Below are 15,637 nucleotides of genomic sequence, written 5' to 3'. Positions count from 1 at the left end.
ACGAGGCCGAAGAGTACGAGGAGGACGTCTGATGGGCAGCATCGTGACCCTGGTCGGCAACCCTCGAAGCGGATCGCGCACGGCGGACGTGGCCGTGCGGGCCGCCGAGGCGGCCCTCGGCTCGGCCGGCGACGTCGTCGACCTCGCCGGGCTGGCCCCCCACCTGTTCGCGCCCCAACCGGTCGCCGCCGTCGAGGTCGCGCTCGACCTCGTCAAGGACGCCGGCGTGCTGGTGGTGGCGAGCCCGACGTACAAGGGGACCTACACCGGGCTCCTCAAGGCGTTCCTCGACCGCCTGCCGCCCCAGGCGCTGGCCGGCCGGCACGCGCTGCCGATCCTGGTGATGGGCGGCGCCCAGCACGCCCTGGCGGTGGAGGTGCACCTGCGGCCGCTGCTGGTGGAGCTGGGCGCGATCGTGCCCACGCCGGGGCTGGCGGTGCTGGAGAGCCGGCTCGCCGACCTGGACTCGGTGCTCAAGCCGTGGGCCGCGCAGGTGCAGGGCCAGCTTCCGGCCGGGATCTAGGCCAGCCGGGCCGTGCCCCGGCCCGTCACCATCGGCAGGTCGAGGATGGTGCGGATGCCGGGCTCGGCCCGCACCACCGCGCTGATGGTGTTGACCGCGTGGGCGGCGGCCCCCGCGAGCCCGTGGTTGACCTCGTTGAGGTTCACCACGATCGTCGGCTTCCCCTCGATGTGGATCGAGAAGCCCGGATCGGCCCAGCGCGGCACCCTGTCGGCGTCGGCCTTGTAGACGCACTCGACGGTCATGAACGGCCGCCCCCGCACGAGGCCGGAGAAGACCCAGCGCGAGGCGGCCACGGTGCCCTGGCGGACCAGGCCCGAGGCGATCTCGAAGTCGTCGGCGGCCAGCTCGAACTCGTCCATCTCCTCGATCTCGTCGAGCTCGACGCCGAGCGCCGCCGACACCAGCTGCACGCTCTCGGTGAACAGGGCCCGCTGGAAGGCGCGGAACGGCCGGACCGCGGTCACGTAGTCTTTCGGCGAACGGGCGAAGCCGATCAGGTCGGTGACGATGTGGTGAGACGGGTGGCCCCGGTAGTCGGAGGTCTCGCGCACGTAGATGTGGTCGAGCCGCGACGACAGGCCGGTCAGCGTGAGGGGGAGCACGTCGCTCACGAAACCGGGGTTGATGCCGGTGCCGTGGAGCGTGGTGCCGCCCTCCTGGCAGGCCTTCTCGATGCGGTCGACGACCCCGGTGCCGTAGGCCAGGGGATAGACGAAGCCGGTGGTCGTGATGACGTTCTTGCCCGAGGCGAGCAGCCGGCAGATCGTGTCGACGTCGTGACTGTGGTCGCCGCCGAAGAAGGTGGCCGGCAGGGGCATGTGCAGCACGCAGTCGGCGTCGAGCGCCATGATGGCGTCGACGTCGTCGGTGCAGACGACTCCCGTTTCGGGGAGACCGACCAGCGGACCGGCATCGATGCCGATCTTGTCGGGGTCGTAGACCAGGACTCCGGCGAGCTCGAACTCGGGACGCTCGACAACACCGCGAAGCGCGTATCCCCCCACGGCGCCGGTGGCCCACTGAACCACGCGGAGAGTGCGCATTGACACGGCCTCCAGCCAGGGGTGCGACGGCGGCGAAACCATATCAGAAACTCACTCGTCCGATCACTGTCCGCTACGTCCCGTTTGGTATGGTGCGCTAGTCCAGAATTTTGTTCTCCTTGGAAGGGTGTGGGCGAGAATGCCGGATGATCTCCTCAGGTACGACGGCCGGGTGGCCGTCGTCACCGGCGCCGGGCACGGTCTCGGCCGGTCGCACGCGCTGCTGCTCGCCGAGCGCGGGGCCAAGGTCGTCGTCAACGACCTCGGCGGGGCGCTCGACGGCACCGGGGCCTCCACCGGCCCGGCCGCCGAGGTGGCGGAGCTGATCGTCAAGAACGGCGGCGAGGCCGTCGCCAACGGTGACAACGTGGCCACGCCCGAGGGGGCCGAGGCGATCGTGCGGCAGGCCGTCGAGACCTTCGGGCAGCTCGACATCGTGGTCAACAACGCCGGGATCCTGCGCGACCGGTCGCTCGGGAAGATCAGCGTCGAGGACTTCGACGCCGTCCTGGCCGTCCACGTGCGCGGCTCCTTCCTCGTCACCCGGGCCGCCTACCCGCACATGAAGGAGCGCGGCTACGGCCGGATCGTCAACACCTCCTCGCCCGCCGGGCTGTTCGGCAACTTCGGGCAGGCCAACTACTCCACAGCCAAGATGGGGCTCGTCGGGCTGACCAAGTCGACCGCGATCGAGGGCGCCCGCTCGGGCATCACCGCCAACGCCATCGCCCCCATCGCCTGGACGCGCATGACCGAGTCGCTGCTGCCGGCCGAGTTCGAGGCCAGATTCGGGCCCGAGAACGTCAGCCCGCTGGTGGCCTACCTGGTCCACGAGAGCTGCGCCACGAGCGGCGAGGTGTTCTCGGTCGGCGCGGGGCGGGTGGCCCGGGTGTTCGTCGCCGAAGGGCCCGGCTGGCACGCCGACGGCGGCCTCACCGTCGAGGGGATCGCGGCCAACTGGGAGTCGGTCCTGGCCGAGCAGCCCTACCTCCAGCCGACCGAGATCGGCAAGCAGGCGACCGCCTCGCTCCAGGCGATGCTCCAGCCGTAGGAACCCGGCAGGGCCCGGCGTGGGGGGGAACACGCCGGGCCCCGCGGTGTTTCCGAGGGTGGTTCCTAGCTGCCGTACACCTCGAACTCCCAGAGCGAGTAGCCCCAGGCCGTTCCGCGTGCCGTGCCGTTGATGCGGACGTAGCGGGCGCTGTTGCTCAGGCCCGTGTGGTCGTCGACGCCGCCGTTCTCACCGGTCACCGTCTTGATCGTCGTCCAGGTCGAGCCGTTGGGCGAGGTCTGGATCTGGTAGCCGCTGCCGTAGGCGGCCTCCCAGCTCAGCCGCACCCTGCTGATGGCGTAGGTCTGGCCGAGGTCGACCTGGATCCACTGCGGGTCGGAGAACGCGCTCGACCAGCGGGTGGTGCCGGAGCCGTCGACGGCCATGGCCGGGGTGTAGGCCGCCTCCTGGCTGGAGGCGGTGGCCGTCTTGCCCTGCGCGACGTTGGTCGGCGTCGGGTTGGTCGGGCCGCTGCTGCCGTACACCTCGAACTCCCAGAGCGAGTAGCCCCACGCCGTGGCGCGGGTCGTTCCGGTGATGCGGACGTACCGGCCGGTGGCGCTCAGGCCCGTGTGGTCGTCGACGCCGCCGTTCTCGCCGGTCACCGTCTTGACCGTCGTCCACGTGCTGTTGTTGGTCGAGGTCGCGATCGTGTACGCCGACCCGTAGGCCGCCTCCCAGCTCAGCCTGACCCGGTTGACGTTGTAGGAGGCCCCGAGGTCGACCGTGATCGACTGCGGGTCGGAGAAGGCGCTGGCCCACCGGGTGGTGCCGCTGCCGTCGACCGCGGCCGAACCCGGGTAGACGGCCGCCTCGGTGCTCGTCACCACGACCGGCTTGTTCAGCGCCAGGTTGCCCGTGGGCTGCTGCGGGCCGCTGCCGGTGCCGAAGGTGAAGTCGTCGACGTCGAACAGCCCGCCGCCGGTCGCGCCCTTGAACACCAGGTAGAGCTGGCCCGTGGTGGTCGGCGGGTTGCTGATCGGGACGGTGACGTCCTGGAAGGTGGCGTACCCGCCGGTGGCCGGGACCGTGACCGTGGCCACGAGCGTGCCCGTCGGCGAGCCGGTCCGCACCTCCAGCGTGTTGCCGCCGGCGACCGCGCCGACCCGCGCCGTGAACGAGGTCGCCCCGCTCAGGTTGTACGGGGTGAACGCGATCCAGTCGTTGTTGTCGATGTAGCCGACCGCCGCGCCGCCGTGCGGGGCCGCGCCGGCGACCGCCTGCACGCCGCTCTGCGACGAGAAGTGCTCGGCCTGGCGCAACCTCGGCTGCAACTGGGCCTGGGTGTGCGTGGTCAGGCCGCCGTTGTCGGTGTACTCGGCGTCGATGACGCCGTAGATGTTCGCGGCAGAGTCGTGCTCACCGTCGGTCGTCGTCTGCAGCACACCCGAGCAGCCGTTCGCGCTGGTCATCGGGTGGCCGTGGGAGTCGTGGCCGAGGATGAAGCTGACCTTCACCCGCGAGCAGGCGATCGTGCCGTCCTCCGGATCGGTGACGGTCACCGTGAACGGGATCGCGTCGCCGAAGGAGAACAGGCCGCCGTTGACCGGGGTGTTCACCACCACCGTCGGCGCGGTGTTGCCCACGGTGATCACCGTGCTCGCGGAGGAGACCTTGTTCGTGCTGTCGCGCACGGTCAACGTCGGGTTGTAGGTGCCGTTCGCCGTGTACGTGTACGACGGGTTCGCCGCCGTCGAGTCGGTCGTGCCGTTGCCGTCGAAGTCCCAGGCCAGCGTGATCGGGTCGCCGTCGGGGTCGACGGTGCCGGCCGAGGAGAAGGCGACCGTCAGCGGCGCGGGGCCGCTCGTCCGGCTGGGGGTGATCACGGCCTTGGGGGCGTGGCCGTCGGCGGCGTACTCGATCCGGTAGAGGGCCGAGTTGCCGTCGCCGTTGAACCAGCCGGTGCCGTAGTCGAGGACGTAGAGCGCGCCGTTCTTGCCGAACTCCATGTCCATGACCTGGGTGCCCGTCCACGGGAACGGGTTGATCGTCAGCCACTGACCGGTCGAGTCGGGCACGATGTTCTTGATCCAGCGGCGGCCGAACTCACCGGCGAAGAAGGTCCCGTCGTAGTAGCGGGGGAACTTCACCGCGGAGGTCGAGGCCGCGTCGTAGCGGTAGACCGGGCCGCCCATCGGCGACAGGCCGCCGCCGGTGAACTCCGCCGGGGTCGAGCCGGTGTAGGGGATCCAGCCGCGCTGCGACGGCGGCAGCGTCTGGATGCCGGTGTTGTTGGGCGAGTTGTTGGTCGGGCCGCCCGCGCAGTTGTACTTCGCGCCCGACGGGCCCGACGGGAAGGTGTACTCGTTGTACGCGTCGTTGAACGCCGAGCAGTAGGGCCAGCCGTAGAAGCCGGGGGCGGTGATGCGGTCGAAGGAGACCTGGCCGGCCGGGCCGCGGTTGGCGTCGGCGGTGCCCGCGTCGGGTCCGTAGTCGCCCAGGTAGACGATGCCGGTCGCCTTGTCGACGCTCATCCGGAACGGGTTGCGGAAGCCCATGGCGTAGATCTCGGGCTTGGTGTTCGCGGTGCCGGGGGCGAACATGTTGCCCGACGGGATCGTGTACGCCGGCGAGCCCGAGGCCGTCGGCTTGATGCGCAGCACCTTGCCGCGCAGGTCGTTGCTGTTGGCGCTGGTGCGCTGGGCGTCGAAGGCCGGGTTGCGGCCCGACCGCTCGTCGATGGGGGAGAACCCGGCCGAGTCGAACGGGTTGGTGTCGTCACCCGTCGACAGGTAGAGGTTGCCGGCCGCGTCGAAGTCCATGTCGCCGCCCACGTGGCAGCACATGCCGCGGCTGGTCGGCACGTCGAGGACGGTGCGCTCGGAGGCGAGGTTGAGCGTGTTGTCGGCGTTCACCGTGAACCGGGACAGGCGGTTCACCCCGTTGAACGGGGCGAGCTCCGCGGCGGTGCCGCTGGCCGGGGCGTCGCCTCCGGGGGTCGACAGCGGCGGCGCGTAGAACAGGTAGATCCACCGGTTGGTGGCGTAGCCGGGGTCGACCGCGACGCCCTGCAGGCCCTCCTCGTCATGGGTGTAGACGGGGATGGTGGCGGCGACCTTGGTGTTGCCGGCCGCGTCGGTGTAGCGGACCGCGCCGGTGCGGGCGGTGTGGAAGACGCCACCGTCGGGGGTGACCGACAGGCTCATCGGCTCGCCGACCTCGGCAACGCCCTTGGCCAGCTCGATCTGCTGGAAGTTGCCGGTCACCGTGGCGCCGCAGTCGGCCGCCGCGAAGCCGGCCGCGGTGCGGATGCCGCCGAGCAGGTGGTTGCGGAAGTTGGCGTCGCTGTAGGAGGCGTCGGTGTGCCCCATGCCGGTGTACCAGGAGCGGCCGCCCGCGTAGTCCTGGCACCAGGAGATCGGGTGGTCGATGCCCATGCCGCCACCGGAGTAGGTGGTCTCGTCGAGGGTGGCCAGCACGTGGACCTTGCCGCGCGGGTTGGCGCGGTAGCTGTACCACTCGTCGTACCGGCTCCAGCGGTGCGGCAGGTGCGCGGTGGAGGGGTGCACCCGGTCGGAGACCCGCACGGTCGCGGTCTGCTCTGCGGGGTGCTGCTGGAAGTAGGCGCCGACGAGGTTGCCGTACCAGGCCCAGTCGTACTCGGTGTCGGAGGCGGCGTGGACGCCGGCGTAGCCGCCGCCCGCCGCGATGTAGCGCTCGAAGGCGGCCTGCTGGGTGGCGTTGAGCACGTCACCGGTGGTGGAGAGCCAGATGACCGCCTGGAAGCGGGCCAGGTTGGCGTCGGTGAACTGGGCCGCGTCCTCGGTCGCCTCGACCGTGAAGTTGTTGGCGGCGCCGAGTTGCTGGATGGCGGTGATGCCGGGGCCGATGGAGCCGTGCCGGAAGCCGGCGGTCTTGGAGAAGACCAGGACGCTGAAGTCCGCCGCGTGCGCCGGAGGGGTGGTGACCACCACGCCCGCCAGCACGAGTAAGGCGCTCAAGACAGCACGGATGAAGGGGCGCACAGGGGCGTTCCTTTCGGAGGGGGTGCCGGAACGCGTGCGCCGAACGCGTCAGAGGGGAAGCGCTCTCACCGGTTGGTCAGCGTGCCACCGCTGACCGGATCGAGTGGGACCCGCCCGTAATGTTGCTGCCTTGTCACGACTCCGTCAAGAGAGCGCTCTCAGGACGAGACCACCAGATCCACCGCTTCCGGGGACAGGACGTGCTCGATGACCATGACCGCCGCGCCGATGATGCCCGCCCGATCGCCGAGCTCGGTGGCCCGTATGCTCAGGTGTTGCGTCGCCAGCGGAAGCGAGCGGCTGTAGATCACCTCTCGTACCCCGGCCAGGATGTGCTCCCCGGCCTCGGCCATGTCGCCGCCGATCACTATCACCGACGGATTGAAGAAGTTGACGATCGACGCCAGGACGTCGCCGATCTCGCGTCCGGCCTGCCGTGCGAACTGCACGGCCATCGTGTTGCCCTGCCGCACCAGGTTGACCACGTCGCGGCTGCCGTGGGCCTCGACCCCGGCCGCGTCGAGCTGGTTGGCGATGGCAGCGCCGCTGGCGACCGCTTCGAGACATCCGCTGTTGCCACACCGGCAGACAACCTCGTCGTTGGCGGTCACCCTGATGTGCCCGATGTCGCCGGCCGCACCCTGAGCGCCGCGATGCAGCCGCCGCTCGGAGATGATGCCGCACCCGATGCCGGTGCCGATCTTGACGAACACCAGGTGCTCGACGTCACGCCTGGCCGCCCAGTGTTCGCCGAGCGCCATGATGTTGACGTCGTTGTCCACGAGCACCGGTGCCCCTAGGCGAGATCCCAGCCAGTCAGGCACTGGGAACCCATCCCATCCGGGCATTATCGGCGGGTTGACCGGACGGCCGCTGGAATGGGAGACCGGCCCGGGAAGGCCGACACCCACGCCGCAGAGCTCTCCGCCGGTCTCGACGAGAAGCTCTTTTAGCGTTACCACCAGCCAGCCGAGGACCTCTTCAGGACCTCGGTCGATCGGCAGGTCGACCCTGCGTTCGGCCAGGACGGTCGAGGCGAGGTCGGTCACCGCCACTCGTGCGTGGGTCGCCCCGAGATCGGCCGCCGCGACGACCCGGGCGCCCCGGTTGAAGGTGAAGGCGGTCGCGGGCCGCCCTCCTGAGGAGATCGCGTCGTCGGCGGGCACGATCCATTGATGCGAGAGCAGCGCGTCGAGCCGCTGCGAAACTGTGGACCTGGCGAGACCCGTGAGCTGCACGAGCTCGGCCCGAGTGCGGGCCTGGCCGTCACGAAGGATCGAGAGCAGTGCTCCCGCTCCGGTGACCGAGCCGCTGGACTCGCTCAGCATCCCCTGAGTCAACATCGCCTCCCTTCACCGCATCCGATGATTCCAGATCTCATTATGACATCAGGACATCCACTTTTGCTTGACCGTCAGCATAAGTCGTCCTTAGCATCCGGAAACATGGAGGACATAAGCCGGGAGCAGTCGGAAACCCCGCCGTTGCTTGCAATGCGGGACATCGTCAAGCAGTTCCCCGGCGTGCGTGCACTCGACGGGGTGGACCTCGACGTCCGCGCCGGCGAGGTCCACTGTCTATTGGGACAGAACGGGGCCGGTAAGTCGACCCTCATCAAGGTGCTCGCGGGCGCCCACCAGCCGGACTCCGGCGAGGTGCTGATGAACGGCGAACCGGTGAAACTGACGACTCCGACGGCCGCTATGAAGCTGGGCGTCGCGACGATCTATCAGGAGCTCGACCTCGTCGACGGCCTCAGCGTCGCCGAGAACGTGTTCCTCGGGCACGAGCACGCCACGATGGGATTCACCCGCCGGGGCACGACCAACGCCGCCACCAGGAAGATCCTGGAACGACTCGGGCACGGCGAGATCCGCCCGACGACCGAAGTTGGCCGCCTCTCCCCGGCCGGCAAGCAGGTCGTCTCCATGGCGCGGGCGCTGTCGCACGACGCGCGGATCATCGTCATGGACGAGCCCTCCGCCGCGCTGGCCCACGACGAGGTGAGCAACCTCTTCCGGATCATCCGGGAGGTCACCGCCCAGGGCGTCGCCGTCATCTACATCTCCCACCGCCTGGAGGAGATCCGGGAGATCGGCGACCGGGTCACCGTGCTCAAGGACGGCCGCACCGTCGCGGTCGGACTGCCCGCGAAGGACACCCCGACCAACAAGGTCGTGTCGCTGATGACCGGCCGCAACGTCGAATACGTGTTCCCGCCGCGCCCTGACGGCGGCTTCGGGGACGAACTCCTCACCATCCAGAACTGCTCGGTCGCCGGCATGGTCCGCGACGTGTCGTTCTCGGTCCGCGCCGGCGAGATCGTCGGCCTCGCGGGCCTGGTCGGCTCCGGCCGCTCGGAGATCATCGAAGCCGTGTACGGCGCCCGGAAGTTCTCCGGGAAGATCACGATCAACGGCGAGGTCGTCAAGCCCGGGAACACCACCCGCAGCGTCGGCCTCGGCATGGGCCTGGCCCCCGAGGAGCGCAAGGCCCAGGGCCTCCTCCTCGGCCAGACCGTCGCCCGGAACATCACCCTGGCGAGCATGGAGCGGTACTCCACCCTCGGGTGGATCAACCGCAAGAAGGAGGCGGAGGAGGCCGCGCACCTGGTGAAGGCGCTCGACATCCGTCCGCCCGACCCCAACCGGGTCATCAAGACCCTCTCCGGCGGCAACCAGCAGAAGGCGGTCATCGGCCGCTGGCTGGTCGGCGAGGGGCGCAAGCTACTGCTGCTCGACGAGCCGACTCGCGGTGTCGACGTCGGCGCCCGCGCCGAGATCTACGCCCTGGTCCGCAAACTGGCCGACGAGGGTGTCGGTGTGCTGCTGGTCTCCAGCGAGGTGCCCGAGGTCCTCGGCCTCGCCGACCGCGTGCTGGTGATCCGCGAAGGCCGCATCGTCCGTGAAGCCGGCGCCGGGGAGCTCGACGAGCACACCGTGCTGGACCTCGTCATGGACGCCCACCCCGTGACGTCCGCCCCCTCCCACGACTGATCTAGCAGGAGCTCGTTCCATGACAGAGGTGAATCCGCAACAGGTGTCCACACCCAAGGCGGACGAAACCGGCAAGGCGAAGGCCCACGCGGCCGTCGCCACGCCCCCCGGCGGCGGACCCCGATTCAGCCTCGGCGCGATCGGCGACATCCCCCACATCGGCCTCGTGCTGGCCCTGGTCATCCTGGCCGCGGTCGGCCTCGTGACCGTGCCCGACTCGTTCGGCACGGCGTCGAACATGGTGTCGATCCTCGCGCTCGCCGCGACCATCGGCGTCATCACCGTCGGCGCGACCTTCGTCATCATCGGCGGCGGCATCGACCTGTCGGTCGGCGCCGTGATGGCCCTGGCCTCCGTGTGGGCCACCACGCTGGCGACCCAGGAATACGGCCCGTGGGTCATGATGATCTGCGCCATCCTCGTCGGGACCGGCGCCGGACTGCTCAACGGCTTCCTGATCTCGTACGGGCGGATGGTGCCCTTCATCGCCACGCTGGCGATGCTGGTGGCCGCCCGTGGTCTGGCCCAGCGCATGTCCAACCGCAAGACCCAGCTGGTCGGCCCCGACAACCAGCTGATCGTCGACCTCTCGACGACCCGGGTGCTCGGCCTGCCGCTGCTCGTCTACATCTTCGCCGTGGTCGTCATCATCGGCTGGCTGATCCTCAACCGCACCACCTTCGGCCGCCGCACCTACGCCGTCGGCGGCAACCCCGAGGCCGCCCGCCTGGCCGGCATCAACGTGCGACGCCACACGATGATGCTCTACGCCCTGTCGGGATTCTGCTGCGGCATCGCCGCGATCCTGATCATGGCGCGCACGACGACCGGGTCGTCCACCCACGGCGACCTGTACGAACTGGACGCGATCGCCGCGGTCATCATCGGCGGCACGCTTCTGACCGGTGGGCGGGGCACGATCGTGGGCGCCATCCTCGGTCTGCTGATCTTCACCGTGATCACCAACCTCTTCATCCTGAATGGGCTGAACACCAGTGACCAGCTCATCGCCAAGGGATTGATCATCGTGGCCGCCGTTCTCCTGCAGCGGCGCAGCCTCAACGCAAGTACATAGCAAGTTCTCACCCCCCGCTGGGCCGCGGCATCCGTACCCGCCGCGGCTCTGGTACCTCACTGCCGGAAATAACTCTCCAAGGAGAACAAACATGACCCAGACCCCGGGTCGCCGCGGATTCCTCCTCGGCGGTGCCGTCATCGGCGCCGGTGCGCTCGTTTCGGCCTGCACCAGCAACGAGCCCGCCCCGGCCGCGAACGCCAGCACGGCGGCCGCAGCCCCCGCTCCGGCCCCGGCCGGTGGGAACGACGCCCCTGGCGACAAGGTCGTCATCGGCTTCTCGGCCCCCGCCGCCGACCACGGCTGGATCGCGGCCATCGCGAAGAACGCCGCCGACGCCGCCAAGCAGTACTCCGATGTCGAGTTCAAGGCCGTCGAGCCGACCAACGACATCAACCAGCAGATCTCGGCCGTCGAGTCGCTCATCGCGGCCAAGGTCAACGTGATCGTCATGCTGCCGAACGACGGCGCGCAGCTGAACCAGATCGCCCGCACCGCCACCGACGCCGGCATCCCGGTCGTCAACCTGGACCGCGTGTTCCCGGACAAGCTGTCGTACCGGACCTGGATCGGCGGCGACAACTACGGCATGGGCGTGGCCGCCGGCCACTTCATCGGCAAGAAGCTCAAGGACGCGGGCACCGCCAACCCGGTCATCCTGGAGATCCAGGGCATCGCCACGCTGCCGCTGACCCAGGACCGCAGCAAGGGCTTCGAGGACGCTCTCAAGAGCTACGGCTTCTCGGTGACCGCCAAGCAGGACGCGCAGTTCACCGTCGAGTCGGGCACCGAGGTCGCCGCCAACCTGCTCCAGGCGCACCCCAAGATCGACGCCATCTGGAACCACGACGACGACCAGGGCATCGGCGTGCTGGCCGCCATCAAGGAGGCCAACCGCTCCGAGTTCTTCATGGTCGGCGGCGCCGGTTCGGCCAACGCCATGCGTGACATCCAGGCCGACTCGGGCGTCCTCAAGGCGACGGTCACCTACTCGCCCACCATGGCCGCCTCCGCGATCAAGCTCGCCCGCCTGATCGCGCAGGGCAAGGGCATGAGCGACCTTCTGGAGCACCAGGTCCCGCAGTCCATCACCCTGGCCTCCGAGACCATCACGAAGGAGAACGCCGCCGAGTACCTGCCGCTGGGCTTCGAGTCGTGAAGCCGGTCATCGGGGTTGGCATGGTTGGGTACGCGTTCATGGGACGCGTGCACTCCCAGGCCTGGCGCAGTGTCGGTGCGTTCTTCGACCTGCCGGTCAAACCGTCCATGGCGGTCCTGTCCGGCCGGTCGCGGGCGAACACCGAGGCGGCCGCCGAGTCCATGGGCTGGGCGTCCGTCGAGACGGACTGGAAGGAACTCGTCAAGCGCGACGACGTGCACTTGGTCGACATCTGCACGCCCGGTGACTCGCACGCCGAGATCGCCATCGCCGCGCTCGAGGCGGGCAAGCACGTGCTGTGCGAGAAGCCCCTGGCCAACACCGTCGAGGAGGCGGAGGCCATGGCCACCGCCGCCCGCGCGGCCGCGGCCCGGGGTGTGCGCAGCATGGTCGCCTTCAACTACCGGCGCGTCCCCGCCGTCGCGCTGGCCCGCCAGCTCGTCGCCGAGGGCCGTCTCGGGACCATCCGTCACGTCCGCGCCCAGTACCTCCAGGACTGGATCGTCGACCCCGATTTCCCGCTCGTCTGGCGTCTGCAGAAGGACAAGGCCGGATCGGGTGCGCTCGGTGACATCGGCGCGCACATCATCGACACCGCGCAGTTCATCCTCGGTGAACACCTGACGGGCGTCTCGGCCATCACCGAGACGTTCATCAAGGAGCGGCCCCTCGCCGACGCCTCCGCCGGGCTCTCCGCCCAGGGCGGCGCCGAGATGGGCCAGGTCACCGTCGACGACGCCGCGATCTTCACCGGCCGCTTCGGCGGCGGCGCGATCGCCTCCTTCGAGGCCACTCGCTTCGCCACCGGCCGCAAGAACGCGCTGCGCATCGAGGTCAACGGGTCGCTCGGCAGCATCTCGTTCGACTTCGAGTCGCTCAACGAGTTGTGGTTCCACGACCACACGCTGGCCGCGGAGGAAGGTGGCTTCCGGCGGGTGCTCGTCACCGAGGCCGGTCACCCCTACGCGGGCGCGTGGTGGCCCCCGGGCCACGGACTCGGCTACGAGAACACGTTCACCCACGAGGTGAAGGACTTCCTGGAGGCCATCGCGGCCGGGGCGGACCCCACGCCCACGTTCGACGACGGACTCCAAGTGCAGAAGGTGCTCGACGCGGTCGAGCGCAGCGCCGGCGACGACAGCCGCTGGACGACTGTCTAAGACCACGCACACCTTTCGGGGGGACCGGGGTTCCCGGCCGCCCGGAACGCGACCGGCACGGTCGCGTGTACGCCGTCGCGCCGAGGCGACGTACACGTGAGTGCCACCCGAGCCGTTTCGCGTTCCGGGCGGAAGGGGCAGACCCCATCCCAGGAGACTGACGGAGACAGACGATCATGACGCGACCGATCACCCTCTTCACCGGCCAGTGGGCCGACCTGCCCTTCGAGGAGGTCTGCCGCCTCGCCTCCGAATGGGGCTACGAAGGCCTCGAGATCGCCACGTGGGGCGACCACCTCGAGATCGACAAGGCCCTGGCCGACCCCGGGTACGTCAAGCGCAAGCTCGAGACCCTGGAGAAGTACAACCTCAAGGTCTGGACGATCTCCAACCACCTGATCAGCCAGGCCATCTGCGATCACCCGATCGACGAGCGGCACAAGGGCATCCTGCCCTCGCGCCTGTGGTCTGACGACGCCGAGCAGGTCCGGCAGAACGCCGCCGAGGAGACCAAGAACACCGCCCGCGTCGCCGCCCTCCTGGGCGCCAACACGGTGGTCGGCTTCACCGGCTCCTCGATCTGGCACACCGTGGCCATGTTCCCGCCGGCCAGCCAGGCCATGATCGACCGCGGCTACGAGGACTTCGCCGAGCGCTTCAACCCCATCCTCGACGTGTTCGAGCAGGAGGGCGTGCGCTTCGCCCACGAGGTCCACCCCAGCGAGATCGCGTACGACTACCACACGACGGTCAAGACCCTGGAGGCCATCGGCCACCGGGCGTCCTTCGGCCTCAACTGGGACCCGTCGCACATGGTGTGGCAGCAGCTCGACCCGGCCGGCTTCATCCTCGACTTCGCCGACCGGATCTACCACGTCGACTGCAAGGACGCCAAGGTCCGCATCGGCGACGGCCGCCGCGGCATCCTGTCCTCGCACCTCGCGTGGGCCGACCCCAAGCGCGGCTGGGACTTCGTCTCCACCGGCCGCGGCGACGTGCCGTGGGAGGACTGCTTCCGCGCCCTCAACCACATCGGCTACGACGGCCCCATCTCCATCGAGTGGGAGGACGCCGGCATGGACCGCCTCATGGGCGCGCCCGAGGCCCTGGCGTACATCTCCAAGCTCAACGCGATCACCCCGCCGGCGGCTGCCTTCGACGCCGCTTTCAGCTCGGAGTGATCATCTGAACGAGGCAGGTCTGCGTTTCCGAGGTCAGGGGCGCAGGCCTGTCTTTATGTCGTGCCTCCGGCACGACGGGCTCCTGTGTCTGATGGCCGCGCCTCCGGCTCGGCGGCTCGGCCGCCTTCATGTCCGGGCCTTCCCTCGTCGCTTCGGTTCGCTTCGCTCTCCTGCGCTCCTCAGTCCAGGCCCGGACGCGGCCTCGCACGTCCCCCGTACGACCATGGAGTCATGTCTAGTCACGTGACTCTCAACACCGGGCACCCGATGCCCCTCGTCGGGCTTGGTACCTACCCCCTGCACGGCCGTTCGGCCATCGATGCGGTGCTGACCGCGGTCGACGCCGGGTATCGGCTGCTCGACACCGCCGCCAGTTATGGGAACGAGGCCGCCGTCGGCGACGGCATGCGCGAGTCGGGGTTGCCCCGGCAGGAGTTCTTCGTCACGACCAAGCTTCGCGGGTCGGACCACGGGGCTGCCAAGGCTCGGGCCGCCCTTGAAGGGTCGTTGGAGCGGCTGGGGCTCGACTACGTCGATCTCTATCTCATCCACTGGCCGCTGCCTCGGCTGGGGCTGTACGTCGAGACCTATGCCGCGCTGCTCGAACTGGCGCGGGAGGGGCTCATCAGGTCGGTGGGGGTGTCGAACTTCACGCCTGAGCATCTCGACGCCGTGGTCAAGGAGACCGGGGTGCATCCCGCCGTGAACCAGCGGCAGGTTTCGCCTACCCACGCCCAGGCGGCGCATATTGAAGCCACGCAGGGCGATCCGACGGTGCTGCAGGCCTGGAGTCCGCTGGAGCGGAACACCGGGATCCTGGCGCATCCGGTCATCGTCGAGATCGCCCGGCGGGTGGGGCGCACGCCTTCGCAGGTGGTGTTGCGGTGGTTGGTCGAGCGGGGGATCAGCGTGGTGCCGAAGTCGGGGGATCCGCTGCGGCAGCGGGAGAACATCGACCTCTTCGGGTTCCACCTCGACGCCGCCGACGTCGCGGCCGTCACGGCGCTCGACACCGGGAAGCCCGTGCGCCTCGACCCGGACACGCACGAGGAGTTCTAGATCGTCGTCACCACCGAGGTCTGCGGGGAGTAGAGGGGGGCCAGGTCGACGAAGACGCGGTAGTCGGTGATGAGGCCGTCGTCGCCTCTGGTCCAGATCGAGACCGCGACCACGTCGACCTCGCTGTCGTCGAGCCGGGTGTAGGTCACCTCGGTTTCGGCGACGGTGTCGGCTCCGGTCGTCCAGGTGCGGACGATGCGGTGCCGCAGGCCCGCGATGGTGGAGAAGAAGCCGCGCAGGGCGGCGGCGATGGCCTCGCGGCCCTGGCCGGGGGCGGCGTTGCCGAAGCGCATGGTGGCGTCTTCGGCCAGGAGCTTGACGAACTCGTCGGGGTCGAACGCGTCGACGACGTCGAAGACGCGGCGCGCCTCGTCGGCGGACATAACCGATCCTCCCTTGATCGACAGCACTGAGGGGGACGA

Annotated in this window: 12 protein-coding genes; 8 read left to right on the top strand and 4 right to left on the bottom strand. The window is 69.4% G+C overall.

Annotated elements, in window-relative coordinates:
* Positions 1–31: 31 nt before the first annotated feature.
* Positions 32–523, top strand: a complete 492-nt coding sequence (locus tag AW274_RS22890; RefSeq protein WP_062436052.1) for an NADPH-dependent FMN reductase — start codon at positions 32–34, stop codon at positions 521–523.
* Here AW274_RS22890 and AW274_RS22885 read toward each other — a convergent pair.
* Positions 520–1,569: an NAD(P)H-dependent amine dehydrogenase family protein gene (locus AW274_RS22885; protein ID WP_062436050.1), complete on the bottom strand. Its 1,050-nt coding sequence runs from the start codon at positions 1,567–1,569 to the stop codon at positions 520–522. The two genes, AW274_RS22890 and AW274_RS22885, sit on opposite strands and share 4 nt — an antisense overlap.
* Positions 1,570–1,708: 139 nt before the next feature.
* Here AW274_RS22885 and AW274_RS22880 point away from each other — a divergent pair, with 139 nt between their 5' ends.
* The gene (locus AW274_RS22880; RefSeq protein WP_062436048.1) at positions 1,709–2,620 is read left to right on the top strand and encodes an SDR family oxidoreductase; all 912 of its coding nucleotides are present in this window, start codon (positions 1,709–1,711) and stop codon (positions 2,618–2,620) included.
* A 65-nt stretch (positions 2,621–2,685) separates the two neighbouring features.
* Here AW274_RS22880 and AW274_RS22875 read toward each other — a convergent pair whose 3' ends face one another.
* Both AW274_RS22875 and AW274_RS22870 read right to left on the bottom strand, forming a co-directional pair.
* Complete coding sequence (locus tag AW274_RS22875; protein ID WP_083974666.1) at positions 2,686–6,561, bottom strand: ThuA domain-containing protein; 3,876 nt, start codon at positions 6,559–6,561, stop codon at positions 2,686–2,688.
* Positions 6,562–6,743: 182 nt separating this feature from the next.
* Positions 6,744–7,928, bottom strand: a complete 1,185-nt coding sequence (locus AW274_RS22870; RefSeq protein ID WP_083974665.1) for an ROK family protein — start codon at positions 7,926–7,928, stop codon at positions 6,744–6,746.
* Positions 7,929–8,030: 102 nt separating this feature from the next.
* Here AW274_RS22870 and AW274_RS22865 point away from each other — a divergent pair, with 102 nt between their 5' ends.
* The 6 genes from AW274_RS22865 to AW274_RS22840 all read left to right on the top strand — a co-directional run bounded on the left by AW274_RS22865 (position 8,031) and on the right by AW274_RS22840 (position 15,215).
* Positions 8,031–9,581 carry a sugar ABC transporter ATP-binding protein gene (locus tag AW274_RS22865; RefSeq protein ID WP_062436044.1) on the top strand — a complete coding sequence of 517 codons (1,551 nt, stop codon included), beginning with the start codon at positions 8,031–8,033 and terminating at the stop codon, positions 9,579–9,581.
* Positions 9,582–9,600: 19 nt separating this feature from the next.
* Positions 9,601–10,656 carry an ABC transporter permease gene (locus tag AW274_RS22860; RefSeq protein ID WP_083974663.1) on the top strand — a complete coding sequence of 352 codons (1,056 nt, stop codon included), beginning with the start codon at positions 9,601–9,603 and terminating at the stop codon, positions 10,654–10,656.
* Between the two features lie 91 nt (positions 10,657–10,747).
* Entirely contained in the window at positions 10,748–11,815 is a 1,068-nt protein-coding gene (locus AW274_RS22855) for a substrate-binding domain-containing protein (RefSeq protein WP_062436042.1), read from the top strand.
* Between the two features lie 20 nt (positions 11,816–11,835).
* On the top strand, positions 11,836–12,975 hold the full coding sequence (locus AW274_RS22850) for a Gfo/Idh/MocA family protein (protein WP_062436041.1): 1,140 nt from the start codon (positions 11,836–11,838) through the stop codon (positions 12,973–12,975).
* Positions 12,976–13,151: 176 nt separating this feature from the next.
* Positions 13,152–14,156 (top strand): sugar phosphate isomerase/epimerase family protein, encoded by a 1,005-nt coding sequence (locus tag AW274_RS22845; protein WP_062436038.1) that lies wholly within the window; start codon positions 13,152–13,154, stop codon positions 14,154–14,156.
* 231 nt (positions 14,157–14,387) lie between these two features.
* Positions 14,388–15,215, top strand: coding sequence for an aldo/keto reductase (locus tag AW274_RS22840; protein WP_062436035.1), 828 nt, complete (start codon positions 14,388–14,390; stop codon positions 15,213–15,215).
* On the opposite strand, the gene AW274_RS22835 is transcribed toward AW274_RS22840, so the two are convergent.
* A complete protein-coding gene (locus tag AW274_RS22835) occupies positions 15,212–15,598 on the bottom strand; it encodes a nuclear transport factor 2 family protein (protein ID WP_062436033.1) in 387 nt (128 codons plus the stop codon). The two genes, AW274_RS22840 and AW274_RS22835, sit on opposite strands and share 4 nt — an antisense overlap.
* Positions 15,599–15,637: the final 39 nt, after the last annotated feature.

Source organism: Herbidospora daliensis, assembly GCF_001570585.1.
Taxonomy (GTDB): Bacteria; Actinomycetota; Actinomycetes; order Streptosporangiales; family Streptosporangiaceae; genus Herbidospora; species Herbidospora daliensis.
This window is presented reverse-complemented; position numbering and strand designations above follow the sequence as displayed.